We start from the raw sequence: 22,563 nt of genomic DNA on the forward strand, positions 1-22,563 counted from the left end.
CGGGGTGACCAGCACTCAGCAGCTCCCCAGCGTCGACGACGTCCGCAGCGCGCTGAAGAGCGTGCAAGATCCCGAGATCCACAAACCCATCACGGACCTGGGGATGGTGAAGGACGTCGTCGTCGGCGAAGACGGTGTCGTCACCGTCGGGATCTACCTGACGGTGGCCGGCTGCCCGCTCAAGGCGACGCTGACCAACGACACGAAGGAAGCCGTCTCGAAGCTCCCGGGCGTCGCCGACGTCCGCGTGGAGCTCGACGTCATGAGTGACGAACAGCGCTCCGAGCTGCGGAAGTCGCTGCGCGGGGACGCCGCGGAGCCGGTCATCCCGTTCGCGCAGCCGGGCTCGATGACGCGGGTGTACTGCGTGGCGTCGGGCAAGGGCGGCGTCGGCAAGTCGTCGGTCACGGTGAACCTGGCCGCGGCGATGGCCCAGCGGGGCCTCTCGGTGGGTGTCGTCGACGCCGACATCTACGGCCACTCGATCCCCCGCATGCTGGGCACACGCGAGAAGCCGACCAAGGTCGACACGATGATCATGCCGCCGCAGGCGCACGGCGTGAAGGTGATCTCGATCGGCATGTTCACCCCGGGCAACACGCCGGTGGTGTGGCGCGGGCCGATGCTGCACCGCGCGCTGCAGCAGTTCCTGGCGGACGTCTTCTGGGGCGACCTCGACATCCTGCTGCTGGACCTGCCGCCGGGCACCGGCGACATCGCGATCTCGGTGGCCCAGCTGATCCCGAACGCGGAGATCCTGGTGGTCACGACCCCGCAGCAGGCCGCGGCGGAGGTGGCCGAGCGGGCCGGCGCGATCGCGCTGCAGACGCGTCAGCGCGTCGCCGGGGTCATCGAGAACATGTCGTGGCTGGAGCAGGAAGACGGCTCCCGCCTGGAGATCTTCGGCTCGGGCGGCGGCCAGACGGTGGCCGAGTCGCTGACGAAGTCGATCGGCTCCGAGGTGCCGCTGCTGGGTCAGGTGCCGCTGGACCCGCGCCTGCGCGAGCAGGGCGACGCGGGAACGCCGCTGGTGCTGACCGCCCCGGACGCGCCGGCGTCGGTGGTGCTGAAGGAGACGGCGAAGAAGCTGACGGTCCGGGCGCGCGGCCTGGCCGGGATGATGCTGAACGTCACCCCGGCCGGCCGCTGAGCCGTCCCTAGGAGCAGCGCCAGACGTACGCGGTGGAGTGCTGCGTCGCGGAGTCGTGGCGGTAGCCACCCACGGTGCCGTCGTCGCCGACGACCACGGGCAGGTCGGCCTTGAGGTCACCGAACTTCGAGACGAAGGTGCCCTGGTTCCAGACGCCGTAGCCGGTACCCGCCGCGTCGTTGCCGCCGTTCGCTTCGTCGATCCGGCCGGTGATCAGGCCGTTCGCGTTGATGGAGAAGCCCGGGTTGCCGTTGGACAGGTTGTAGCTGGACTTCGGCAGGACTTGGGCGGCGTGCTGCTGGTCCCAGTACACGCCGACCTTCTTGCCGTTGTAGACGCCGTAGCCGACGACGCGGCCGTCCTTGATGGCCTCGGGCCACGCGTACTCGAGGCCCGGCAGGGTGCCCAGGTGGGTCAGCGTCCCGTCGCGCCAGATGTCCCCGCTGTTCAGCACGATCGAGCCGTCCGTGTCGACCGCGGCCAGGCCCGACGGCAGGCCGGTCAGCAGCGTCACGGTGCCCGGCTGGGCGGCGGGCCAGCGGACCGGGGTCGTGCCTGAGCCGTTCTGCTTGCGCACGACGCCGATGACGTCGCCGGAGTCGGTGATGCCGAGCGCGCTCGAGAGCGTGTAGCCCGCGGGCAGCTGGCTCGAGGTCGGGAACGGCAGCTGCACGAGGGTGCCGCCGGAGCTCTTGAAGGCCTTCTGGAAGAGGAAGCCGGACCCGAAGAGCGAGTAGCTCGCGGTCCCGGCGACGGCGCCCGAGCGGTTCTCGGCGGTCACGGCGGCACCGGCGGTACCCGCCGTGCCGAGGTCGGTGAACGCCGCGCCGGTCCAGGAAGCGGCGCGGCGGGTCACGCCGAACTCGTCGGTCGGCAGTGTCCAGCCGGCGAAGTTCCCCTTGTCGTCGGTGGCGGTCACCTGCGCGCTGACGGCGGTGCCCGCGCCGAGGGCGGTGGGCTTCCAGGTGCAGGCGGCGGCGGTTTCCGCGGCGGAGGCCGTTTGCGCCGACCCCAGCAGTCCTGCCGCGAGCAGGACACAGCCCAGCGACTTGAGTTTCATTTGTCCCCCATTTGTCGACGGGGCCACAAAAGCAGCCCCCACCCTCTCCGGGGGTCCGGCCCCGCTCTTATTTTACCGGGGGCAGCACACGGAAAACCCTAAATGCCTCGGCAATGGCCGACTTGTCCACATCACGGCTGAGCTGTGGATAACCAGCTGAGGCTACGTGGCGTCCGGGTCGATCGGCGGGCGCTCCCCCGGCTTCAGCGGCTGAGACTACGTGGCGTCCGGGTCGATCGGCGGGCGCTCTCCCGGCTTCAGCGGCTCCGGCTGCTTCGCCTGGGGCGCCGTGTACCCGTTCGTCCCGTTGGAACCGTTGCTCCCGCTCAGGTTCGGGCTGCCGTTCGTGATGCCCTTGATGCCGAGCGGGTCCGCGTCACCGTCGAACAGGTGCTGCGTCACCACCCGCTTCGGGTCGAAGTTGCGCAGCCCGCGCAGGTCTTCGAGCGGCTTGCGGAGCTGGTCGAACTCCGGGCCCATCTCCTCACGGAGCTGTTCCCGCGCGCCGGTCGCGAAGTCGCGGACCTTCTTCACGCTCTTCGCCATCCAGGACGCCGCTTCGGGAAGCCGTTCCGGGCCGAGGATGAAAAGACCGGCGATGATGAGGACGAGGATTTCCCCCCATCCGACACTGTCGAACACCGTCTACCTCCGCTCGGAACCTACCCGCCCAGGGTACCCGCCCCGGCCCGCGCTCCGGCAGGCCGAACGCGGGAACTCAGTCGGAAGCCAGGGTTACGTCGACGACGAAGCTCGCGCCGTCCCGGACCAGCTGCACCGGAACGACCTCGCCGACGTCGTGGGCGCGCACCGCGACCGTCAGCTCGGAGGAGTCCCGCACCAGGCGGCCGCCGATCTTCGTGATGACGTCGCCCTCCTTGATGCCGGCGTTCGCGGCCGGCCCGCCGGGCGCGACGTTCTTCACCTGGGCGCCCATGGTGGAGGAGCCGGCGACGGTCGAGGAGGCGTTGATGCCGATGTCGGCGTGCTGGACCTTGCCGTCCTTGATGAGCGCCTTCGCGATCTTGACCGCGTAGTCGCTCGGGATGGCGAAGCCGATGCCGATGCTGCCGCCGTCCGCGCCGGAGGAGCGGATCGACGAGTTGATCCCGACGAGCGCGCCGGTGGAGTCGACGAGCGCGCCACCCGAGTTGCCGTGGTTGATGGCGGCGTCGGTCTGGATGGCTTCGTAGGTGACCGGCGGGGCGCCGTTGTCGCCGCCCGCGGTGATCGGCCGGTTGAGGGCGCTGACGATGCCGGCGGTCACGGAGTTCTGCAGCGCGAGCGGCGAGCCGATGGCCATCACCGTGTCGCCGACCTGCAGGTCCGAGGACTTGCCGATCTGCAGGACGGTCGGGTTGGTGACGTTGACCTTGACGACGGCGAGGTCGGTCTTCTGGTCGGAGCCGACGAGCTTCGCCTCGGTGCGGGTGCCGTCGATGAAGATCGCGGTGACCTTGACGGCCGGGTCGGCGCTCGCGGAGGAGATCACGTGCTCGTTGGTGAGGATGTAGCCCTGGGGGTCGATCATCACGCCGGAGCCCTGCTCGCCGGAGTCGGCGCCGGGCTTGAAGACCTCGAGCGAGACGACGGCGGGCGCGACGCGCTTGGTGATCTCCGCGATGGAACCGGCGGGGCGTTCCTTGGCGGCTTCGGCTTCGGAGATGGTGGCGGAGCCGGTGAGGCCGTTCCCGGTGTCGGCGACCCACCAGCCGACGAACCCGCCGGCGGCCCCGATGAGCAGCGCGACGACCCCGAGCAGGACCAGCGCCTTCGGCCGCACACGGCGTCCGAAGAGGACCTCGGGCAGGCTGAGCAGGGCGCCGGGCGGACGTTTGGCGGGCTTTTCCTCGTCTTCGGCGGGCACCGCCGGACCGGCGAGGACGGCGCCCGCGCCCGGATCGCGCCAGGGATCGCTGGTGCTGTTCCAGAGGGGCGGCTCGTGCTCTTTCGGATCGCCGGTGGCTTCCCGCGGCCGTTCGAGCAGCACGCCTTCGGCCCCGGGCGGCCGCCGGAAGGCTTCGGCGAGGGACTCGGGAGCGGGCGGGGCGAGCCGGACACCGTTGGACTTCTGCGGGGAGTAGAGCTGGTCGAACGCCCCGTCGACCCCACTCGGCCTGCCGAAGACGGCGGCCTGCGCCGCATCGACGGCCGGCCGCGCGAGCGGCCGCGGACCCAGCCGGTCGGCGTCAGGCGCGCCGGGCTGCTCGGGATTCACGTTCGGCTCGGTCATTCATTCCCCGGTGCTGAAGATCAGGTGGCTGGGCGTGACGATACCCAAACCCGGTGCCGCGAGTCTGCCGGTCCGTCAGTGAAATGGCTGTTGCTTGGGCCGGGCACCGGACATGACGAAGGCCGCCACGAGGAATCCCTCATGGCGGCCTTCGCGGGAAACAAGTCTCAGCGGATCCCGACCGGCACGGCCGACGGCGAGCTCACCGGGGTGGACGTCGGAGCCTGAACCACCGGCCGAGGCACCGCCATCTGGGCCGGCAGCAGGTTCGCCGGCTGCGGCGCCCCTCCCCCGGTCTCCGGGCTGCCGTCGCCGCTGTCCGCGGTCGTCCCGACCAGCGCCAGCGCGCTCAGCACCAGCCCGGACACCACCACGCCGGCTCCCTGCGCGGCGCGGCGCTTAAACCGGCCACCGCCGAGAACGTTCGGTGACTGGCCCAGTGGCGCCGTTGATCCCAACGGCGCGACACCACCCAGGACGCCCGTGTCCCGGAGCCCCGCGACCCGGTCCGGGCGCTGGACCGCGACCAGCTGGCCGTCGGCGGTGATCGCGAGGTTGTCCGGTGCGCTCGGGAGGTCGGTGTGTTCCGGGATCGACTGCAGGCTCGCCAGGAACCCCGCCGACATCGACGGCGCGCCCGCGCGGCGGATCGCGTCCACCGTCTGCCGCTGGGCGCGCACTTCGGCGGCGCACCCGGGGCAGCGCGTGATGTGGGACGCCGCGCGGTCGCGGGCGCCGTGCGAAAGCTCACCATCGACGAACGCCACCACGGCGTCCGGCAGCAGGTGCGACTCGGGGAGTCCCCAGCCTCGGGGTGCGGTCATACCGACACCTTCGCAGACTCCGGGGCGTGAGCGCGCCGGCGCTCGAGCGACGCGCGCAGGGCCTGCCGCCCGCGGTGGATCCGGCTGCGGACGGTGCCCAGCTTGACACCGAGCGTCGCGCCGATCTCCTCGTACGAGAGGCCTTCGACGTCACACAGCACCACGGCGGCGCGGAACTCCGGCGGCAGCTCGTCGAGCGCGGCCTGCAGGTCCGGGTCCAGGTGGGTGTCGGAGAAGACCTGTTCGGGGCTCGGGTCGTCGCCCACGATGCGGTCGGTGTCCTCCGGCAGGCCTTCCATCCGCACGCGCGAGCGGCGGCGGGCCATGTCGAGGAAGAGGTTGGTGGTGATCCGGTGCAGCCAGCCCTCGAACGTGCCGGGCTTGTAGGACGCCAGCGACCGGAAGACCCGGATGAAGGTCTCCTGGGTGAGGTCCTCGGCGTCGTGCGTGTTGCCGGTCAGGCGGTAGGCGAGCCGGTAGACCCGGTCGCTGTGCTCGCGGACGACCTCGTCCCAGGACGGTGGCGTCCAGGCCGCCTCGTCCAGGGACACGGGCTGAGCCGCGTCGGCGTCGTTATCGGCAACGGCGTTCTGCATCGCGGGAGCAGGCACCTCCATCTGTGTTCTCCTGTCTGCTCCACCCAACGCGGGCTGTCGCCACGGTGTTCCCCGTGGGCTCGGATTTCAGTCTCTCGGGACTCCTTATGGTTCTAGTGAGACTGGGCTGAGAGCGGGCTGAGAACTTCTTCCGGGGTGCTTACCAGGGAGCCTGCGCGGATTTATCGACAACCAACGCTAACCTCCGTGCGTGAACACGCCCACCCCCGCGGCCGCACCGGCCGACTCCGGGTTCGTCGACGGGTACCTGCCCGACGACGAGGTGCTGTCTTCGGCGCGCGCACGGGCCGATGACCTGGGCTGCAGCTCCCTGAGCGCAGGCGCGGGCGCGACCCTGCGCTTCCTGGCCGCGACACTGCGCGCGAAGGCCGTCGTCGAGGTCGGAACGGGCGCCGGAGTGAGCGGGCTGAGCCTGCTGCGCGGAATGGCCCCGGACGGCATCCTGACCTCGATCGACGTCGAGCCGGAGTACCAGCGAGCGGCCCGCGCGACGTTCCGCGAGGCCGGCTACGCACCGGGCCGGACGAGGCTGATCGTCGGCCGCGCACTGGACGTCCTCCAGCGGCTGACGCCGGGCGGCTACGACCTGGTGTTCGTCGACGCCGCCCACATCGAGTACCCGGGGTGCTACGAGCTGGGGGTGTCCCTGCTGCGACGCGGCGGGATCATCGCGTTCCACAACGTCCTGGCGGGCGGGCGTGTGATCGACCCGTCCCACCGCGACCCGGAGACCCTGGCGCTACGCGAGGTGGCACGGGCCTTCCGCGAGGACGAACGCCTGGTCCCCGCCCTCCTGCCAGTGGGCGGCGGCCTGCTCGTCGCAGCGGCGACCTGACGTCAGGCCGCGTTGACCAGCTCGCGCCGCTCCGTGCGGACCCGCGTACCGGCGGTGACCGCGGCCGCCGCCAGCAAAAGCCACGCCGCCACCAGTGTGATCAGCCACGACCAGCCCGCGTGCCCGTAGACCCACGCTCCCGCCGCCCCTCCGACGCTGCTGCCCAGGTAGTACGTCGCCGTGTACATGCCGCCCACCTGGCCGCGTGCGTTCTCCGGCGCGTCGGCCGCCGCCCAGCCGTTCGCGACCGCGTGCGCCGCGAAGAACGCGCAGGTCAGCACCAGGAACCCGGCGATGACCAGCGGCAGTGACTCCGGCAGTGTCAACGCCGCGCCGACCGCCGTCAGCAGCAACGCGCCGATCAGCGCCCGACGTCGTCCCACGCGCGCCACGAGCCGGCCGGCCGCGGCCGACGACACCGAGCCCGTCGCGTAGGCCAGGAAGACCAGCGACGCGATCGCCGGCGACAGGTCCAGCGGGTGACCGGTCAGCCGAAACCCGGCCGCGTTGTAGAGCGCGACGAACGAGCCCATCGCCAGCAGCGCGACGGTGTACTGGGCGAGCAGCACCGGCTTGCTCAACGCCGTGACCAGGCCTTTCGCCACCGCCCTGAGCTGGGCGTCGCCGCGCGGGCGCGTGCCCGGCGGCAGCGTCACGACCGTGATCGCCGAGCAGATCGCCCCCACGCCCGCGACGACGAACAGCGCGCCGTGCCAGCCGAGCGGCCCGGCGGTGAACCCGCTGGCCAGCCGGCCGAGCATGCCACCGATCGTGTTGCCCGCGATCATCGCGCCGACGGCGGCGGCGACGCCCGCGCGCCCGAGGCGTTCGGCCAGGTAGGCGGCCGCGACGCCGGGAAAGCCGGCGATCGCGATGCCTTGAAGCGCGCGCAGGACGAGCAGCGCCGGGTACGTCGGCATCAGCGGCAGCAGCAGCCCGAAGACGACGGACGCGATCACCGACGTCAGGATCACCGGCCGCCGGCCGACCACCTCGGACAGCGCGGCGATCGGCAGGACGGCGATCGCGAGCGCGCCGGTCGCGACGCTGACCGCGAGCGCCGCGCCGCCGGGGTCGAGGTGGTACTGCGCGGCGAGCTGGGGCAGCACCGGCTGCGGCGCGTAGAGCAGGGCGAAGGAGGAGATCCCGGCCGCGGCGACGGCGGTCTTGACTCGGCGCGTGGAAGTCACCACCTGAAAGTAAGCAAAGCTAACCAATACGTCCAATGCGTCAACATGGCATGATTGATGCGGTGACGTATGACTCGCTGACGGCGCAGGTGGCGCCCCACCTGCCGTTGCTCGCCGCGCTGCGCGAGACGAGGAACGTCACACGCGCGGCCGAACTGCTGGGCGTCCCGCAGCCGACGGTGAGCCGCCGGCTCGCGGCGCTGGCGGACGCGCTGGGGGCGCCGCTGACGGTTCCGGACGGCCGCGGCATCCGCCTCACGCGCGCGGCGGAGCTGCTGGCCGAAGCGGCCGAGCGCGGCTTGGCGGCGCTGGACACGGGCGTCCGGCTGGCGCGCGAGGAGGTGGCGCCGGAGTCGGGACACGTCGTGCTGGGGTTCCTGCACCTGCTCGGGCGGTCACTGGTGCCGTCGCTGCTGCGCGGGCACCGGGCGCGGTACCCGGGAGTGCGGTTCACGCTGGTCCAGGGCTCGCGGCAGGAGATGATCGACCGCCTGGTGGGCGGCGAGCTGGACCTGGCCCTGCTGGCGCCGCTGCCCGCGGAGCCGTCGCTGGCCACGGCGGGCTTGGTGGCGGAGGAGATCCTGCTGTCGGTCCCGGCGGGCCACCACCTGGCGGGCCGGGAGTCGGTGCGGATGACGGAGCTGGCCGACGAGGAGTTCGTGCTGCTGGAGCAGGGCTACGGAGTCCGGACCCTGACCGACGAGCTGTGCGCGGCGGCGGGTTTCACGCCGAAGATCGCGTTCGAGGGCCAGGAGTCGGACACGGTGCGAGGGCTGGTGGCGGCGGGCCTGGGGGTGGCACTGTTGCCCCGGTTCGGCCCGGGCAGCCCGGCGGGGGTGGCGGAGGTACCGCTGGACCCACGCCCGTACCGGACGATCGGCCTGGCGTGGCGCGCGGAGGAGCCGACGACCCCGGCGGTGACCGGCTTCCGCGACCACGTCCTGGCCACGGCCCCCCGTCGTGAGTGAGAAACAGTGTTCTAACCCTGTTTCTCACTCACGACCTCAGGCCAGCGAAGCCGCCAGCTCCACCAGCGTCCGGGCCGCGAAGCCCGTCGCCCCCGGGACCACGTCGTCGTAGTTCTTCTCCGACCTCGCCGGCCCCGCGATGTCCAGGTGCGCCCACGGCAGCCCCGACGTGAACTCCCGCAAGAACAGCGCCGCCGTGATGCTGCCCGGGCCCGCCGGGGTCTGGCGGACGTCGCCGAACTCACCGCGGACGTTCTCCGCGTAGTCCTCCGTCAGCGGCATGCGCCACCACGCCTCGCCCACGCGCTCCCCCGCCGCGCGAACCAGCGAAGCCAGCGAGTCCTCCGAAGCGAACAGCCCGCCCGTACGCAGCCCCAGCGACACCTTCATCGCGCCCGTCAACGTCGCCGCGTCGACGACGAGGTCCGGCGAAAACTTGCGGATTCCGTAGACCAGCGCGTCGGCCAGGACCATGCGGCCCTCCGCGTCCGTGTTGCCGACCTCGGTCGTCTTGCCGCCGTAGTGCCGGACGATGTCGCCCGGCCGGTACGCCGATCCCGACACGTGGTTCTCCGCCGCCGGCACCAGCGCCGTCACGCGGACCGGGAGCTCCAGTGCCGCGATGCCGCGGATCGCCGCGATCACCGCCGCGCCGCCCGCCATGTCCGTGCGCATCAGGTGCATGCCGTCGGCCGGCTTGATCGACAGGCCGCCCGTGTCGAACGTGATGCCCTTGCCCACCAGCAGCAGGTGCTTCGCCGCCCCCGACGGCTTGTACGTCATTTCGATCAGCCGCGGCGGCCTCGACGACCCGCCGCCGACCGCCAAGACGCCGCCGAAGCCCTGCGTCGTCAGCCACTTCTCGTCGCGGATCGCCACCTCGACGCGCGGGCCGGCCACCCGGGCCGCGGTGTCGGCGAGCCAGGCCGGGCTCTTGATGTTGGACGGCGTGTTCGCGAGGTCGCGCGTCAACGCCGTCGACGCGGCCAGCACCGACGCCCGCGAAACCAGCGCCGTGAACGAAGGAACCGCCCGGTCGTGCGTCACCAGCCGCACGGTCCGCACCGACGGCGAAGGCTCCTCACCCGTCACCTTGAACTTGTAGCCGCCGAGCAGCAGCCCCAGCGCCAGCTCGGTGACGTGCTCGCCGGAAGCTTCCTCAGGCAGCACGAGCTGCACCGCGCGGAACGCCTTGCCACCGTGGTCGACGTCGTCCGCCAGTCCCGCGTTGACCGCGCGGACCAGCGCCGCGCCCGCCTTCCGGTACTGCTTCGGCTCGCCGTTGCCCAAGCCCGCGACCCAGCGGGCTTCGCCGGCGGGGACCGTCTGCACGTCGCCCGCCTTGCCGGTGATCCGGACACCGCCGATCTCCAGCGGCTCGGACTCGACGTCGTCGGCGGGTGCCGTCACCAGCCGGGCCACCGGGGCGCCGCGACGGAGGTCGCCCGCCACCTCGATGTCGAGCAGACTGGTCGGAACGGGGGGTAGCGGATTACGCACAGTGAGCAACCTTCGGGCGCAGAGGAACCGCGACCCCGGCCTCCGAAGGGAGACCGGGGTGCGACGGAAGGACGGTTCGAGGGGGTCGGCTCAGCCGGTGACCTCCGCCAAAGCGGCGCCGAGGTCCTTCGCTTCTTCCGCGGAAAGTTCGACGACGAGTCGCCCACCACCCTCGAGCGGTACGCGCATCACGAGGCCCCGCCCCTCCTTAGTCACTTCGAGGGGACCATCTCCGGTCCGGGGCTTCATGGCCGCCATAGCGTGCTCCCTCCGTCTCAACCGGCGCGCCCGGGTCGCGCTCGCGTGAAAGCCAGCCGGGTCTTGGTGTCCATTGTCCCTCATCAGCGGCCGGGCGCATCAGCGGACCGATCTTTTGCCGCCGTATCGGTGCTGGTATGCGGCTCGCGGGAGGTGAAAGGATGGGGTGGAAGACTGTCGGACGACCGACGTATCCGCGCAAGGAGAAGACGTGACCACATCCGACGTCCTGCTGATCGCCGACGCCGACGGGGTGCGCACCCTGACCCTCAACCGGCCCCAGGCGTACAACTCGCTGACCGTCGAGCTGAAGGAAGCGCTGCTCGCGGCCCTGCGCGAGGCCGCGGACGACGACGCCGTCCGCGCGGTCGTCCTGACCGGTTCGGGCAAGGCGTTCTGCGCCGGCCAGGATTTGAAGGAACATGTAGGACTGCTCCAGGCGGGTGACCCCGCCCCGCTACACACGGTGAAGGAGCACTACAACCCGATCGTCCAGGCGATCGTGTCGATGGAGAAGCCGGTCATCGCGGCGGTCAACGGCACCGCCGCCGGCGCCGGGGCCGCCTTCGCCTACGCCAGTGACCTGCGGATCGCCGCCGAGTCGTCGTCGTTCCTGATGGCGTTCGCCAACGTCGGGCTCGGCCCGGACTCGGGTGCGTCCTGGACGCTGCAGCGGCTGGTCGGCTACGGCCGCGCCGCCGAGCTGATGCTGCTGGCCCGGACCGTCGACGCGGCGGAGGCGCTGCGGCTCGGCCTGGTCGGCGAGGTCGTGCCGGACGAGGAGCTGCCGGGACGCGCCCAGAAGATCGCGGCGAAGCTCGCGGCCGGGCCGACCGTCGCCTACGCGAAGATCAAGGGAGTCCTCAACCTGGCGGCGCAGTCGACGTTCGACGAGGCCCTCGCCGCCGAGGACGCCGCCCAGACCGCGCTCGGCGCGACGGCCGACCACAGCGAAGCCGTCGAGGCCTTCGTCGGCAAGCGCAAGCCGAACTTCCAGGGCAAGTGAGCGTCGTGAGTGAGAAACAGTGTTCTAACCCTGTTTCTCACTCACGACCGGCCCGGAAGCAGCCTTCGACGTGGTCGTCGACCATGCCGGTGGCCTGCATCAGCGCGTAGCACGTGGTCGGGCCGAGGAACACGAAGCCGCGCTTCTTCAGGTCCTTCGCCATCGCCTTGGACTCGTCGGTGATGGCCGGGACGTCGGCCATCGTCTTCGGCCGGACATGATCGGCGGGCGCGAACGACCACAGCAGGTCGTCCAGCGGCGTGTCCAGCGCGGCGATCGCCTTCGCGTTGTTGATCGCGGCCAGGATCTTGGCCCGGTTCCGCACGATCGACGCGTCCTGCATCAGCCGCTCGACGTCGGCGTCGCCGAACTTCGCCACCTTCGCCGGCTTGAACTGCTTGAACGCCTTCCGGAAGCCCTCGCGCTTGCGCAGGATCGTGATCCACGAGAGCCCCGACTGGAACGACTCGAGGCACAGCCGCTCGTACAGCTCGTCCTGCCCGCGCAGCGGCGTGCCCCACTCCTTGTCGTGGTAGTCCGCGTAGTCCGGGGTCGAATTGCCCCAGCCGCACCGTGCGACGCCGTCGGCGCCGAGAAGCTCACTCATCCCCACCCACCGAATAGTCCTCCGCGAACCGCGCGAACCGCCGCAGCGACTGGCGCACCCCCAGCGCGAACGCCGGTTTCACCACCGGCCAGCCGAGCCGGCCCAGCGGCCCGAACGGCAGCCGCAGGTGCTCGGCCCAGACGAACGTCGAGCGCGTCGCGCCCTTGGGCACCACCTGGAACACGCCCGTGCCCTGCACGACGCTGCCGAGGTGGCGGACCCCGCACCGCACCGGCGGCTCCCAGCTGGTGATCTCCATCGTGTCGGTGAACCCGACCCCGGCCACCCCGGTGAACGCCGACAGGCGCGACCCGACGCTGCGGCCGTTGCCCTCGACGACCTCGACCTCGGTGCCGAGCATCCACTCGCCCTGGCGCGTCCAGTCCGTCAGCGCGAGCCAGGTCGTGCCGGCCGGCGCGCGGACGTCGACCGACAGGATCAGATCCGTCACTGGGCGCCTTCGGGCGAGCTCTCCCGCTCGTGTTCGCGCTGCTCCAGCTCGGCTACGCGGTCACGCAGCTCGTCGAGCTCGACGCCGAGGCGGCGCATCACCCAGTCCACTTCGGACATCTTGTAGCCGCGCAGGACCTGCTGGAAGCGGACGTCCCGCAGGTCCTCGCCGGTGATGTCCTCGGCGGGCAGGCGCGTCGGCGAGCTGCCCGGCGGCAGTGGGGCGAGCTCTTCACCCCGGCCGAAGACCACGGCGGCGAGCAGGAACACCACGGCGGCCACCAGCAGCATGACTACGAGGTAGATCAGCGCGGTCGTCACGCGACGATCGTGGCATACCCACCCCAGGATCGTCTCGCGAGCACGACCAGCCGCAGCGAAAGCAGCACCCACGCGACCATCAACAGGACGCACGGGACGCTCAAGAACAGCCTCGAGACGTCGACCAAGCCGGTCGAGCCGATGACCAGCCCGACCGAGGCGAGGTTGATGCCGACGGCCAGCGCGATCAGGACTCCGCACAACCGGGCGAGCCGGACGGCGTCGAGGCGGCGGCTGAGCCAGCGGATGCCGAGCAGGGCGATCAGACCGATCACCGGCACCACGAAGACGGCGCCGTGGGTGGCGTGGGCGATCACCTTGTACCACTCCGGCGTGGGCGTCGACAGGTTCGTCCACTCGCCGAAGGTGAGGATCCGGGCGTAGTCCCAGGAGGCCTGCATCAACGGGACGCCGATGACGAGCTTCCACAGCGTCCGGACGCCGCTGAGCATGCCGAGCTCGGCCTGGTAGTCGCGGGCGACGACGGCCGCCGGGCCGAAGTCGGCGACCGCGCGGCGCTCGGCGTCCTCGTCGCTCCAGCCGCCGGCGCGGTAGGCGTCGGCGGCGTCGTGCAGGCCGTCGCGGGCCTCGCCCAGCAGGTCGGCCTTGAAGCGGCCGCAGCCGTGCAGCCGGTGGTCCAGCTCCTGGATGTAGCCCTCGATCATGACTGTGCCCCCAGCACTCCCCCGATGACCGCCGTGAACTCCCGCCACTCGGCGCGTTCGGCGGCCAAGGCCTGCTGCCCGGAGCGGGTGAGCCGGTAGGTGCGGCGCTTCCGGCCGGACACGACGTCCCATTCGCTAGCCAGCCAGCCGGCCCGCTCGAGCCGGCGCAGCGCCGGGTAGACGGTGCCGGTCGGCAGGTCGAGCGCGCCGTCGCTGCGCAGCTGGAGCGCCTCGATGATCGCGTAGCCGTGCAGCTTCCGGCCGTCGAGCACGGCCAGCAGCAACGCGTCGAGGTGCCCGCGCAAGGTGTCCGCCTTCATAGGTACGCAGTCTACGCATGCCCACCCCGGACACGCTATTGACCGGACACTCCGGACACACCGGGGTATTTCCCGGAGATGACCCGGATCTCATGGATTTACCGGCTACATGTAGCCAGACTACGTATATAGTCGGCCGGCATGGACGCACTCCCGGTCGCGAGACTCCAGTTCGCGACGACGACCTCGTTCCACTTCCTGTTCGTGCTGCTCACACTGGGGTTGGTCACGCTGGTGGCCGTGATGCAGACGCGCTGGACGCTCGGCGGCAAGCCCGAACTGCTCCGGATGACGCGCTTCTGGGGCCGCCTGTACGTGATCAACTACGCGCTGGGGATCGTCACCGGAATCGTGATGGAATTCCAGTTCGGCCTGACCTGGACCGGTCTTTCCACTTTCGCCGGTGACGTCTTCGGCGCACCGCTGGCCATTGAGACGCTGGTCGCGTTCTTCCTCGAGTCGACCTTCCTCGGCCTGTGGATCTTCGGCTTCGGGCGCCTGAACAAGTGGCTGCACCTGACGCTGATCTGGCTGGTCACGCTGACCGCGTACGCGTCGGCGCTGTTCATCATGCTGGCCAACTCGTTCCTGCAGAACCCGGTCGGCAGCCGGCTCGAGGGCGGCACGCTGCACCTCGACGACTTCGGCGCCCTGTTCTCGAACCCGGCGCTGGTCGCGTCGCTGCCGCACGTGCTCAGCGCCGCGCTGGTGACCGGCGGGTTCTTCGTGGTCGGCGTCAGCGCGTACCACTTCCTGAAGCGCACCGCCGAGGTCGAGTTCTTCCGCCGCTCGATGCGGATCGGCGTCGTCGCGGCGCTCGTCGGGTCGATCTTCGTGGTCAACCAGGGCTTCGCGCAGTTCGGCGAGCTGAAGATGTACCAACCGGACAAGCTGGGCGAAGGCGCGGTGGGCGCGCCGCTCGGCGCGATGATCGGGCTCGGGTTCCTCATGTTCCTGTGCGCGATCCTCGGCACGCTGCTGCTGGTCCGGAACTGGATCACCAAGGCCCGGCTCCTGCACTACCTGATGGTCGCGGCGATCCCGTTGCCCTTCCTCGCGGCGATCATGGGCTGGCTGGTGCGCGAGCTCGGCCGCCAGCCGTGGCTGGTCTGGGGGAAGCTGCGCACCGCGGACGCGATCGCGGACGTCCCCGCCGGCCAGATCCTCTTCTCCTTCATCGCTTTCTCGCTGCTGTTCGCCGCGCTCGCGGTCGCCGACTGGGTGCTCATGGCGCGGGTCGCCAAGCGCGGCCCGGAGCCGGTCGGTGACCCCGATGAGCCCACCGCGCCCGCCGAACTGCCCGTCCTGAGCGGAGTCTGACCGATGACGACTTTCTGGTGGTGCCTGCTGGGCCTGCTGACCTGCGGGTACTTCGCGCTGGCGGGCTACGACTACGGCGTCGGCATGCTGTTGCCCGCGTTCGAGGCCGACGAGCGGCGACGACGGCAGACACTCGGCGCGCTCGGGCCGTTCTTCCTGGCCAACGAGGTGTGGCTGGTGGCCGCGGTCGGCGTGCTGTTCGGCGCGTTCCCGCACCTGGAGGGCAAGGTGTTCGCCGGGGCGTACGTCCTGGTCGTGACGCTGCTGCTCGGCCTGGTCACGTTCACGGCGTCGATGCAGCTGCGCAGCCGCCGCCCGGACGCGCGGCGCGGCGCCTGGACGGCGGGCATCGTCGGCGGCGCGCTGGTGACGGCGTTGTCGTGGGGCCTGTTCCTCGGCAACCTGGTGCGCGGCCTGCCCCTGGACGCCGACGGCTCGCCGTCCGGGAACGTGCTCGCGCTGTTCGACCCGTACGCGGTGCTCTGGGGGCTCGGGTTCGTCGCGCTGTTCTGCCTGCAGGGCGCGGCGTTCCTCGCCGTGCGCGCGCCGGCGGAGCTGGCCGGCCGCGCGGTGCGGCTGGCGCGGGCCTTCTCGGCGCCCGTGCTCGCCTTCCTCGTGATCGCCACGGTGTGGGGGTTCTTCACGCTGGACGGCGGCACGGTGCTCGGCGTGGGGGTGGTCGTGCTGACGTTCGCCGCGTTCGCCGTCTTCCGGCTGGCGCTGGCGGGCCGGCGGTACCGGGTGGCGCTCATCGGGTCGATGGTGCTCGCGGCCTGCCCGGCGCTGCTCGCCGGCACGCTGCGGTTCCCCTCGGTGCTCGTCTCGCCGGACTACGCGCTGAGCGTGGACCAAGCGGCGACGGCGGCCGGCACGTTCGCGGTGCTGGGCTGGTTCGCCGTGCCGGCGGTGCCGGTGCTCCTGGTGGTGCAGTGGCTGACCTGGCGCGCGCACCGGCATCCGGTCGACCAGCGCTCGCTGCTGCACTTCTGAGGGGGATTCGGTGCCTGCTCTGCCCGGACTCCGGCGGTACCTGGTCGTGCTGGCCGTGCTCGGAGTGCTCTCCGCCGTTCTGGTGCTGGTCCAGGCCGAAGGGCTGGCCACGCTGCTCACCGGCGGCGGGGTCTCGCTCTTCCTGGTCGTGGCCCTGCTCGGCCGGGCCGTGCTCACCTGGGGGCACGGTGTCCTCAGTGGACGGTTCGCGGCTTCGGTCCGCGCCGGCCTGCGCCGTCGGCTGCTCGGCTCGGCTTCGGACCGCGCCGGGGTCGTCGCCACGCAGATCACGCGCGGTGTCGACGCGACGGACAGCTACCTGACCGGGTACCTGCCATCGCTGGTCGTCTCGGTGGTGGTGCCGATCGCGGTGATCGTGCGGCTGTTCACGACCGACGTCGTGTCGGCGCTGGTCGTGACGGCGACGCTGCCGCTGATCCCGGTGTTCGCGATCCTGGTCGGGAAGCACACGGCGGCGCGGACGTCGCGGCAGTGGTCGTTGCTGACGAAGCTGGGCGGGCACTTCCTCGACGTCGTCCGCGGGCTCGAGACGCTGAAGGTGTTCGGGCGGGCATCGGCGCAGGCGTCGACGGTCCGTTCGATGGCGTCCGCCCACGCCGACGCGACGGTGAAGACGCTGCGGGTGGCCTTCCTGTCGTCGCTGGTGCTGGAGCTGGTGGCGACCATGTCGGTGGCGCTGGTCGCGGTGCCGATCGGGTTCCGGCTGCTGTCCGGTGGTCTCGACGCCCGGACGGCGCTGCTGATCCTGGTCCTGGCGCCGGAGGCGTACCTGCCGCTGCGGGCGGCGGGGGCGAAGTTCCACGCGGCGGCGGAGGGGTTGACGGCGTTGCGGGAGGCCTTGGCGGTGCCGGTGGTGCTTCCCCGGCCGGCCGCTTCCACTCGACGGCGGGGTGCGCCTTCCGTGGTCTTCGAGCGGGTTTCGGTGTCCTACGACGGCCGGCTGGCTCTGTCCGATGTGGACTTGACGGTGCCCGCCGGTGCCCGGGTGGCCTTGGTCGGACCGAGCGGGTCCGGGAAGAGCACACTGCTCGCGGTGCTGCTGGGGTTCGTCCCGCCTTCTTCGGGACGCGTTCTGATCGACGGCGTGGACCTGCGGACGCTCTCGCCTTCGGACTGGCTGGCCGACGTGGCGTGGGTGCCGCAGCGGCCGACGCTGTTCCGGGGGTCGCTGGCTTCGAACATCGCGCTGGGGTCGGCCGCGGACGTCCCGGCGGCGGCCCGGGCGGCGTCGCTGGATTCGGTGGCGGCGGGGTTGCCGGCCGGGTTCGAGACGCCGGTGGGCGAGCTGGGCGAGGTCCTGTCGGCGGGTCAGCGCCAGCGGGTCGGGCTGGCCCGGGCGCTGGCCCGGACGTCGGCGGGGCTGGTGCTGCTCGACGAGCCGACGGCCCGGCTGGACACCCGCACGGAGGCGGCGGTGCTGTCGGCGACGCGCCGGCTGCTGCCCGGCCGGACGGCGGTGCTGGTCGCCCACCGCCCGGCGATGGCCGCGTTGGCGCAGCACGTGATCGAGTTGCGCGACGGCCGGGTGCGCACGGAGGTGGCCGCATGAACGTCTGGGCCCTGTCCCGCAAAGACATCCTCCGGCTCCTGCGCGACAGCCGGGTGCGCACAGAGGTGGCGGCATGAAAATCTGGGCCCTTTCCCGCAAAAACATCCTCCGGCTCCTACGCGACAGCCGGGTGCGCACAGAGGTGGCGGCATGAAAATCTGGGCCCTTTCCCCCAAAGACATCCTCCGGCTCCTGCGCGCCGCCCTCCTCGGTGCCGGGGCCGAACTCGCCGCCCTCGCGCTCATGGCCACCGCCGCCTGGCTGCTGCTGCGCGCCGCGGAACGGCCGCCGCTCGAAGCCCTCACCGTCGCCATCGTCGCCGTCCGGACCCTCGCCCTCCTGCGCGGGGGCCTCCGGTACGCCGAGCGGCTCGCCGGGCACGAAGTCGTCCTGCGGTGGCTCGGGGCCGTTCGCACTCGCGTCTACCAGGCCCTCATCCCCGGCACGCGCCACTCCGGCGGCGACCTCCTCACCCGGCTCGTGTCCGATGTGGACGCTCTGCAGGACGCCGTCCTGCGGTGGCTGCTGCCCGCCGGGGTCGCCGCGCTCGTCGGGACCGCCGCCGTGGCCGTCACCGCCACCGCGTCGGCGCCGGCCGCCGCCGCGCTCGCGGGCGGGCTGCTCGTCGGCGGGGTGCTGCTGCCGTGGCTGGTCGTGCGGGTCACCCGGCGTGCGGCCCAGGAAGACGCGCCGAAGCGGGCGGAACTCGCCGAACGGGCCGTCGAGCTCGTCACCGGGCACCGCGAGCTCGTCGCCGCCGGTGCCCTGGAGCCGACTCGCGCGCGAGCCACCGCCGTCGTCGACCGGCTCGCCGCGAGCGAGCGGAAAGCGTCGGCGAACACCGCCCTGCTCGCCGCCGCCGGGACGCTCGTCCAGCTGCTCACCACCGCCGCCGTCGCGCTGCTCTGCCACGCCTCCGTGCCCTGGACCGCCGCGCTCGCCCTGGCCGCCATGACCACCTTCGAAGTCGTCCTGCCGCTCGTCGGCGCCGCCCGGCGCGTGCCCGAGATCCGCGCGTCGGCCGCGCGGGTGCAGGCCGTGCTCACCGAACCCGCCCGGCCCCTCGGCACCCGGTCCGTACAAAGTGGACACTTCACGCTCCGGAAGGCCGGCGTCCGGTACCCCGGCCGCGCGCCGGCGCTGAAGGACGTCGACCTCGACCTCCCGCCCGGCAAGCGCGTCGGGATCCTCGGCCCCAGCGGCGCCGGCAAGACGACGCTGCTCCGGCTCCTCCTCGGCCTCGAAACCCCCACGGACGGCCAGGTGCTCCTCGACGGCCGGCCGGTCGCCGAGTACGCCGACCTGCCGCGACTCGTCTCCGGCGCGCTGGCCGACGCCCACGTCTTCCACACGACCGTCCGCGAGAACCTCCTGCTCGCCAGGCCGGACGCCACCGACGAAGAGCTGCGGGAAGCCTGCGCGACCGCCGATTTCGACCTCGGCCTGGACCGCGACACCGGCCCGGACGGCGACTCGCTCTCCGGCGGTCAGCGCCAGCGGCTGATCCTCGCCCGCGCGGTCCTGGCCGCGCCGGGGGTCCTCGTGCTCGACGAGCCGGTCGAAGGCCTCGACCCCGCCCACGGCGACGCCGTCCTCACGAAGGTCCTCGCCAAGGCGCAGGGCAGCGTCGTCCTGGTGACGCACCGCCCCGAGCACCTGGCGGGCTTCGACGAGGTCGTCATCCTCGAGGACGGGCGAGCACTTCCCGCATCGGCGGCCGGTCCGCGACCCGGACCTCGGTGACGTCCGGCAGCCACTCCTCGTCCACCTGCACGAACTGCGTGAACGGCGCGTCCGCGGCCGGGATCCCGCAGCGTGCGAGCGCCGTGCCCAGGATCTGCCGGGACATCGCGCCCAGCTGCGGCAGGGACCGGTTCCGGTGCTTGCGGACGCCGAGGTTGACCTGCGCGAGCCCGTCGAGGCCGTGGCGCGCCTCGGCGTCGAGCAGCAGCCCGATCTCGACGCCGTAGCCGGCGGCGAACGGCACCGACTCCAGGAACTCGCGCGTGCCCGCGTACTCGCCGCCGAGGGGCTGGATCAGCTCGCCGAGCGCGGGGCGCAACGCCGAGAGCACCGGCCGCGCGAGCAGCTCGGTGACGCGGCCACCGCCCGAGCTCTCCAGCCGCAGCGGACGGCGGTAGAAGCCCTTGACCAGGTGGACGTCGCTTTCGGACACGAGCGGCCCGAGCAGCGACGGCACGAACGCCGGGTCCGGGTCGACGAGGTCGGAGTCGAGGAAGACGACGAAGTCGCCGCTGGTCGCGGCCAGCGAGCGCCACAGCACCTCGCCCTTGCCGGGTACCGGCGGCACGTCCGGCAGGACGTCCTCGCGGCGGACGACCCGCGCGCCGGCGGCCTCGGCGGTTGGGACCGTGCGGTCCGTGGAACCCGAGTCCATGACGATCAGCTCGTCGACGACGCTGCCGACGAGCGGCCGGACGGACGCGACGACGTCACCGACGGTCCGCTCTTCGTCCAGCGCCGGTAGCACCACCGAAACCGTGCGGTCACCCTTCGCGGTCACGATGTCGTCAGGCGTCCAACCGGGCTCCTGCCAGGTACGCCGCTCGAACCAACTCACGAGTAGCGATCGTGCCATGCTGAGGTGACCGCACCCGATGAGGAGGACCACTTGATCGCGCTGCTTGTCCGGTTCGTGCTGGGGCCGCTGGCCAGGGCGGTGTACCGGCCCGAGGTGATCGGCGTCGAGAACGTGCCGACGACGGGCCCGGTGATCTTGGCGGCCAACCACCGCGCCGCGCTCGACACCGGCGTGATCACGTTCGCGACGCCGCGGCAGGTCAAGTTCCTCGGCAAGGCGGAGTACTTCACCGGCAAGGGCGCCAAGGGCAAGCTGATGGCCGGGTTCGTCGGCGGGCTCGGCTACATCCCGGTCGAGCGCGGCAACGCGCAGGCCGGGCTGGCGGCGCTGGAGGCGGCCCGCAAGGTCCTCGACGCGGGCGGCGTCTTCGCGATCTACCCCGAAGGCACGCGCTCCCTGGACGGCCGGCTGCACCGGGGCCACACGGGCGTCGCGGCGCTGGCACTGGCGACGGGCGCGAAGGTGGTGCCGGTCGCGCTGACCGGCACCGAGCAGCTCCAGCCCGCCGGCAAGCGCGTCCCGCGCCCGGCCAAGATCAGCATCACGTTCGGCGAGCCACTGGACTTCTCGCGCTACGAGGGCCAGGACTACTCGCCGGCGATCCGCCGCTCGGTCACCGACGAGGTCATGTACCAGATCCTGGAGATCTCGGGCCAGGAGTACGTGGACACGTACCACAAGCGGCCCAGCGAGGGCGTCGCCTAGATGCCGGGCGGCTCCTTCGCCCACTTCGGCGGCGCCGGCGGAACGTAGGTCTCGAACCGGTCGAGCAGCACCGCCGGGTCGGCGTCGGTCATCAGGAGCTGCCGGTACTCCGGCTTGACGAACCCCTCGGTCACCATGTGGTCGGCGAACGCGACCAGCGGCCCGTAGTACCCGTCGACGTCGACCAGGCCGATCGGCTTGCCGTGCAGGCCGAGCTGGGCCCACGTCCAGACCTCGAACAGCTCCTCGAGCGTGCCCGCGCCGCCCGGGAGGGCCAGGAAGCCGTCGGACAGGGCCGCCATCTTGGCCTTGCGCTCGTGCATGTCCGCCACGACGTGCAGCTCGGACAGTCCCGCGTGGGAGATCTCGACCGACGAGAGCGCCTCCGGGATCACGCCGATCACCTCGCCGCCCGCGGCCAGCGCCGCGTCGGCGACGACGCCCATCGTGCCGACGCTCGCGCCGCCGTAGACCAGGCCGATGCCGCGCTGGGCCAGCAGCTTGCCCAGCGCCGCCGCCTGCTCGGCGTAGCGCGGCGAGAACCCCATCGACGAGCCGCAGAAGACACAGATCCGGCTCATCAGTGGGTGTCCTCCCATGCCTGGTAGGACTCCTGGACCACGCGGACGGCGTCGTCGATGTCGTCGGTGACGTGCAGCAGGTCCAGGTCGTGCGGGCTGACCTTGCCCTCGCCCTGCACGGTCTTGGCGATCCAGTCGTAGAGCCCGCCCCAGTAGTCGCTGCCGAACAGCACCACCGGGAACTTCGTGACCTTCTTGGTCTGCACCAGCGTCAGCGCCTCGAACAGCTCGTCGAGCGTGCCGAAGCCGCCGGGCAGGCAGATGAAGGCCTGCGAATACTTGATGAACATCGTCTTCCGGGCGAAGAAGTACCGGAAGTTGACGCCGAGGTCGACCCAGGGGTTCAGGCCCTGCTCGAACGGCAGCTCGATGCCCAGCCCGACGGAGAAGCCGCCGGCCTCGGCCGCGCCGCGGTTGACGGCTTCCATCGCGCCCGGGCCGCCGCCGGTCATCACGGCGAAGCCGGCGTTGGCCAGCGCCGCGCCGATCTTGCGGCCGAGCTCGTACTCCGGGTGGTCGCGCTTGGTGCGGGCCGAGCCGAACACGGTGACCGCGCGCGGGACCTCGGCGAGCGCGCCGAAGCCCTCGACGAACTCGGCCTGGATGCGCAGCACGCGCCACGGGTCGGTGTGCACCCAGTCGCTCGGGCCGCGCGCGTCCAGGAGGCGCTGGTCGGTGGTGCTGCCCTGGTCGCGGCGGTCGCGACGCAGCACGACCGGGCCCTTGTGGCGCTCTACCGGGCGCTCGGGGTACTGGCCGTCCGGAAACTCAGATTGTTCACTCACTTCCCC

At 71.8% G+C, this 22,563-nt stretch carries 25 protein-coding genes; 9 read left to right on the forward strand and 16 right to left on the reverse strand.

What is annotated here, in order from left to right; translation table 11 throughout:
- The first annotated feature begins 4 nt into the window (after positions 1–4).
- On the forward strand, positions 5–1,150 hold the full coding sequence (locus ACZ7PG_RS12330; RefSeq protein WP_470239182.1) for an Mrp/NBP35 family ATP-binding protein: 1,146 nt from the start codon (positions 5–7) through the stop codon (positions 1,148–1,150).
- Between the two features lie 7 nt (positions 1,151–1,157).
- On the opposite strand, the gene ACZ7PG_RS12335 is transcribed toward ACZ7PG_RS12330, so the two are convergent.
- The 5 genes from ACZ7PG_RS12335 to sigE all read right to left on the reverse strand — a co-directional run bounded on the left by ACZ7PG_RS12335 (position 1,158) and on the right by sigE (position 5,863).
- Positions 1,158–2,210 (reverse strand): hypothetical protein, encoded by a 1,053-nt coding sequence (locus ACZ7PG_RS12335; protein ID WP_470239183.1) that lies wholly within the window; start codon positions 2,208–2,210, stop codon positions 1,158–1,160.
- A gap of 216 nt (positions 2,211–2,426) precedes the next feature.
- On the reverse strand, positions 2,427–2,852 hold the full coding sequence (gene tatB, locus ACZ7PG_RS12340; RefSeq protein WP_470239184.1) for a Sec-independent protein translocase protein TatB: 426 nt from the start codon (positions 2,850–2,852) through the stop codon (positions 2,427–2,429).
- Between the two features lie 76 nt (positions 2,853–2,928).
- Positions 2,929–4,443 (reverse strand): S1C family serine protease, encoded by a 1,515-nt coding sequence (locus ACZ7PG_RS12345; protein ID WP_470239185.1) that lies wholly within the window; start codon positions 4,441–4,443, stop codon positions 2,929–2,931.
- 167 nt (positions 4,444–4,610) lie between these two features.
- Positions 4,611–5,267, reverse strand: a complete 657-nt coding sequence (locus ACZ7PG_RS12350) for an anti-sigma factor family protein (RefSeq protein ID WP_470239186.1) — start codon at positions 5,265–5,267, stop codon at positions 4,611–4,613.
- Positions 5,264–5,863: an RNA polymerase sigma factor SigE gene (gene sigE / locus ACZ7PG_RS12355; RefSeq protein WP_470240739.1), complete on the reverse strand. Its 600-nt coding sequence runs from the start codon at positions 5,861–5,863 to the stop codon at positions 5,264–5,266. Before sigE ends, ACZ7PG_RS12350 begins: the two co-directional genes overlap by 4 nt.
- Positions 5,864–6,074: 211 nt before the next feature.
- On the opposite strand from sigE, the gene ACZ7PG_RS12360 reads away from it, so the two are divergent.
- A complete protein-coding gene (locus tag ACZ7PG_RS12360; protein ID WP_470239187.1) occupies positions 6,075–6,719 on the forward strand; it encodes an O-methyltransferase in 645 nt (214 codons plus the stop codon).
- A 2-nt stretch (positions 6,720–6,721) separates the two neighbouring features.
- Here the strand turns inward: ACZ7PG_RS12360 and ACZ7PG_RS12365 are convergent, their stop codons facing one another.
- A complete protein-coding gene (locus ACZ7PG_RS12365) occupies positions 6,722–7,909 on the reverse strand; it encodes an MFS transporter (protein ID WP_470239188.1) in 1,188 nt (395 codons plus the stop codon).
- A 50-nt stretch (positions 7,910–7,959) separates the two neighbouring features.
- Here ACZ7PG_RS12365 and ACZ7PG_RS12370 point away from each other — a divergent pair, with 50 nt between their 5' ends.
- A complete protein-coding gene (locus ACZ7PG_RS12370) occupies positions 7,960–8,877 on the forward strand; it encodes a LysR family transcriptional regulator (RefSeq protein ID WP_470239189.1) in 918 nt (305 codons plus the stop codon).
- Positions 8,878–8,913: 36 nt separating this feature from the next.
- On the opposite strand, the gene ACZ7PG_RS12375 is transcribed toward ACZ7PG_RS12370, so the two are convergent.
- Entirely contained in the window at positions 8,914–10,377 is a 1,464-nt protein-coding gene (locus ACZ7PG_RS12375) for a leucyl aminopeptidase family protein (RefSeq protein ID WP_470239190.1), read from the reverse strand.
- A gap of 90 nt (positions 10,378–10,467) precedes the next feature.
- On the reverse strand, positions 10,468–10,635 hold the full coding sequence (locus ACZ7PG_RS12380) for a DUF3117 domain-containing protein (RefSeq protein ID WP_013222969.1): 168 nt from the start codon (positions 10,633–10,635) through the stop codon (positions 10,468–10,470).
- Positions 10,636–10,846: 211 nt separating this feature from the next.
- On the opposite strand from ACZ7PG_RS12380, the gene ACZ7PG_RS12385 reads away from it, so the two are divergent.
- Positions 10,847–11,641: an enoyl-CoA hydratase-related protein gene (locus ACZ7PG_RS12385; RefSeq protein WP_470239191.1), complete on the forward strand. Its 795-nt coding sequence runs from the start codon at positions 10,847–10,849 to the stop codon at positions 11,639–11,641.
- A gap of 37 nt (positions 11,642–11,678) precedes the next feature.
- On the opposite strand, the gene ACZ7PG_RS12390 is transcribed toward ACZ7PG_RS12385, so the two are convergent.
- From ACZ7PG_RS12390 to ACZ7PG_RS12410, 5 genes are read right to left on the reverse strand one after another with little or no spacing between them, the layout of a single operon-like run.
- Positions 11,679–12,248, reverse strand: a complete 570-nt coding sequence (locus ACZ7PG_RS12390; RefSeq protein ID WP_470239192.1) for a DNA-3-methyladenine glycosylase I — start codon at positions 12,246–12,248, stop codon at positions 11,679–11,681.
- Entirely contained in the window at positions 12,241–12,699 is a 459-nt protein-coding gene (locus ACZ7PG_RS12395; protein ID WP_470239193.1) for an SRPBCC family protein, read from the reverse strand. Before ACZ7PG_RS12395 ends, ACZ7PG_RS12390 begins: the two co-directional genes overlap by 8 nt.
- Entirely contained in the window at positions 12,696–13,019 is a 324-nt protein-coding gene (locus ACZ7PG_RS12400; RefSeq protein ID WP_470239194.1) for a DivIVA domain-containing protein, read from the reverse strand. The genes ACZ7PG_RS12395 and ACZ7PG_RS12400 overlap by 4 nt, the downstream gene beginning before the upstream one ends.
- On the reverse strand, positions 13,016–13,684 hold the full coding sequence (locus tag ACZ7PG_RS12405; protein ID WP_470239195.1) for a permease prefix domain 1-containing protein: 669 nt from the start codon (positions 13,682–13,684) through the stop codon (positions 13,016–13,018). The genes ACZ7PG_RS12400 and ACZ7PG_RS12405 overlap by 4 nt, the downstream gene beginning before the upstream one ends.
- Positions 13,681–14,004 carry a helix-turn-helix transcriptional regulator gene (locus ACZ7PG_RS12410; RefSeq protein ID WP_470239196.1) on the reverse strand — a complete coding sequence of 108 codons (324 nt, stop codon included), beginning with the start codon at positions 14,002–14,004 and terminating at the stop codon, positions 13,681–13,683. The genes ACZ7PG_RS12405 and ACZ7PG_RS12410 overlap by 4 nt, the downstream gene beginning before the upstream one ends.
- Before the next feature lie 141 nt (positions 14,005–14,145).
- On the opposite strand from ACZ7PG_RS12410, the gene ACZ7PG_RS12415 reads away from it, so the two are divergent.
- From ACZ7PG_RS12415 to cydC, 4 genes are all read left to right on the forward strand, one after another.
- The gene (locus ACZ7PG_RS12415; RefSeq protein WP_470239197.1) at positions 14,146–15,324 is read left to right on the forward strand and encodes a cytochrome ubiquinol oxidase subunit I; all 1,179 of its coding nucleotides are present in this window, start codon (positions 14,146–14,148) and stop codon (positions 15,322–15,324) included.
- A gap of 3 nt (positions 15,325–15,327) precedes the next feature.
- Positions 15,328–16,314, forward strand: coding sequence for a cytochrome d ubiquinol oxidase subunit II (gene cydB, locus ACZ7PG_RS12420; protein ID WP_470239198.1), 987 nt, complete (start codon positions 15,328–15,330; stop codon positions 16,312–16,314).
- 10 nt (positions 16,315–16,324) lie between these two features.
- Positions 16,325–17,884, forward strand: coding sequence for a thiol reductant ABC exporter subunit CydD (gene cydD, locus ACZ7PG_RS12425; RefSeq protein ID WP_470239199.1), 1,560 nt, complete (start codon positions 16,325–16,327; stop codon positions 17,882–17,884).
- 150 nt (positions 17,885–18,034) lie between these two features.
- Positions 18,035–19,627, forward strand: coding sequence for a thiol reductant ABC exporter subunit CydC (cydC, locus tag ACZ7PG_RS12430; protein WP_470239200.1), 1,593 nt, complete (start codon positions 18,035–18,037; stop codon positions 19,625–19,627).
- Here the strand turns inward: cydC and ACZ7PG_RS12435 are convergent.
- On the reverse strand, positions 19,563–20,465 hold the full coding sequence (locus tag ACZ7PG_RS12435) for a glucosyl-3-phosphoglycerate synthase (RefSeq protein WP_470239201.1): 903 nt from the start codon (positions 20,463–20,465) through the stop codon (positions 19,563–19,565). The two genes, cydC and ACZ7PG_RS12435, sit on opposite strands and share 65 nt — an antisense overlap.
- A 51-nt stretch (positions 20,466–20,516) precedes the next feature.
- Here ACZ7PG_RS12435 and ACZ7PG_RS12440 point away from each other — a divergent pair, with 51 nt between their 5' ends.
- Positions 20,517–21,191, forward strand: coding sequence for a lysophospholipid acyltransferase family protein (locus ACZ7PG_RS12440; RefSeq protein ID WP_470239202.1), 675 nt, complete (start codon positions 20,517–20,519; stop codon positions 21,189–21,191).
- Here the strand turns inward: ACZ7PG_RS12440 and ACZ7PG_RS12445 are convergent.
- A complete protein-coding gene (locus ACZ7PG_RS12445) occupies positions 21,188–21,772 on the reverse strand; it encodes an LOG family protein (protein WP_470239203.1) in 585 nt (194 codons plus the stop codon). The genes ACZ7PG_RS12440 and ACZ7PG_RS12445 overlap by 4 nt on opposite strands.
- Positions 21,772–22,557: an LOG family protein gene (locus ACZ7PG_RS12450; protein WP_470239204.1), complete on the reverse strand. Its 786-nt coding sequence runs from the start codon at positions 22,555–22,557 to the stop codon at positions 21,772–21,774. Before ACZ7PG_RS12450 ends, ACZ7PG_RS12445 begins: the two co-directional genes overlap by 1 nt.
- Positions 22,558–22,563 lie beyond the last annotated feature (6 nt).

This window comes from Amycolatopsis sp. NPDC114504 (assembly GCF_055633595.1).

Bases quoted from the DNA above. Each gene is read 5' to 3' on its own strand.
- ACZ7PG_RS12335 (WP_470239183.1), bottom strand. From the start codon at position 2,210: ATGAAACTCAAGTCGCTGGGCTGTGTCCTGCTCGCGGCAGGACTGCTG.
- ACZ7PG_RS12345 (WP_470239185.1), bottom strand. From the start codon at position 4,443: ATGACCGAGCCGAACGTGAATCCCGAGCAGCCCGGCGCGCCTGACGCC.
- ACZ7PG_RS12350 (WP_470239186.1), bottom strand. From the start codon at position 5,267: ATGACCGCACCCCGAGGCTGGGGACTCCCCGAGTCGCACCTGCTGCCG.
- sigE (WP_470240739.1), bottom strand. From the start codon at position 5,863: ATGCAGAACGCCGTTGCCGATAACGACGCCGACGCGGCTCAGCCCGTG.
- ACZ7PG_RS12370 (WP_470239189.1), top strand. From the start codon at position 7,960: ATGATTGATGCGGTGACGTATGACTCGCTGACGGCGCAGGTGGCGCCC.
- ACZ7PG_RS12380 (WP_013222969.1), bottom strand. From the start codon at position 10,635: ATGGCGGCCATGAAGCCCCGGACCGGAGATGGTCCCCTCGAAGTGACT.
- ACZ7PG_RS12390 (WP_470239192.1), bottom strand. From the start codon at position 12,248: ATGAGTGAGCTTCTCGGCGCCGACGGCGTCGCACGGTGCGGCTGGGGC.
- ACZ7PG_RS12405 (WP_470239195.1), bottom strand. From the start codon at position 13,684: ATGATCGAGGGCTACATCCAGGAGCTGGACCACCGGCTGCACGGCTGC.
- ACZ7PG_RS12410 (WP_470239196.1), bottom strand. From the start codon at position 14,004: ATGAAGGCGGACACCTTGCGCGGGCACCTCGACGCGTTGCTGCTGGCC.
- ACZ7PG_RS12415 (WP_470239197.1), top strand. From the start codon at position 14,146: ATGGACGCACTCCCGGTCGCGAGACTCCAGTTCGCGACGACGACCTCG.
- cydB (WP_470239198.1), top strand. From the start codon at position 15,328: ATGACGACTTTCTGGTGGTGCCTGCTGGGCCTGCTGACCTGCGGGTAC.
- cydC (WP_470239200.1), top strand. From the start codon at position 18,035: ATGAAAATCTGGGCCCTTTCCCCCAAAGACATCCTCCGGCTCCTGCGC.
- ACZ7PG_RS12445 (WP_470239203.1), bottom strand. From the start codon at position 21,772: ATGAGCCGGATCTGTGTCTTCTGCGGCTCGTCGATGGGGTTCTCGCCG.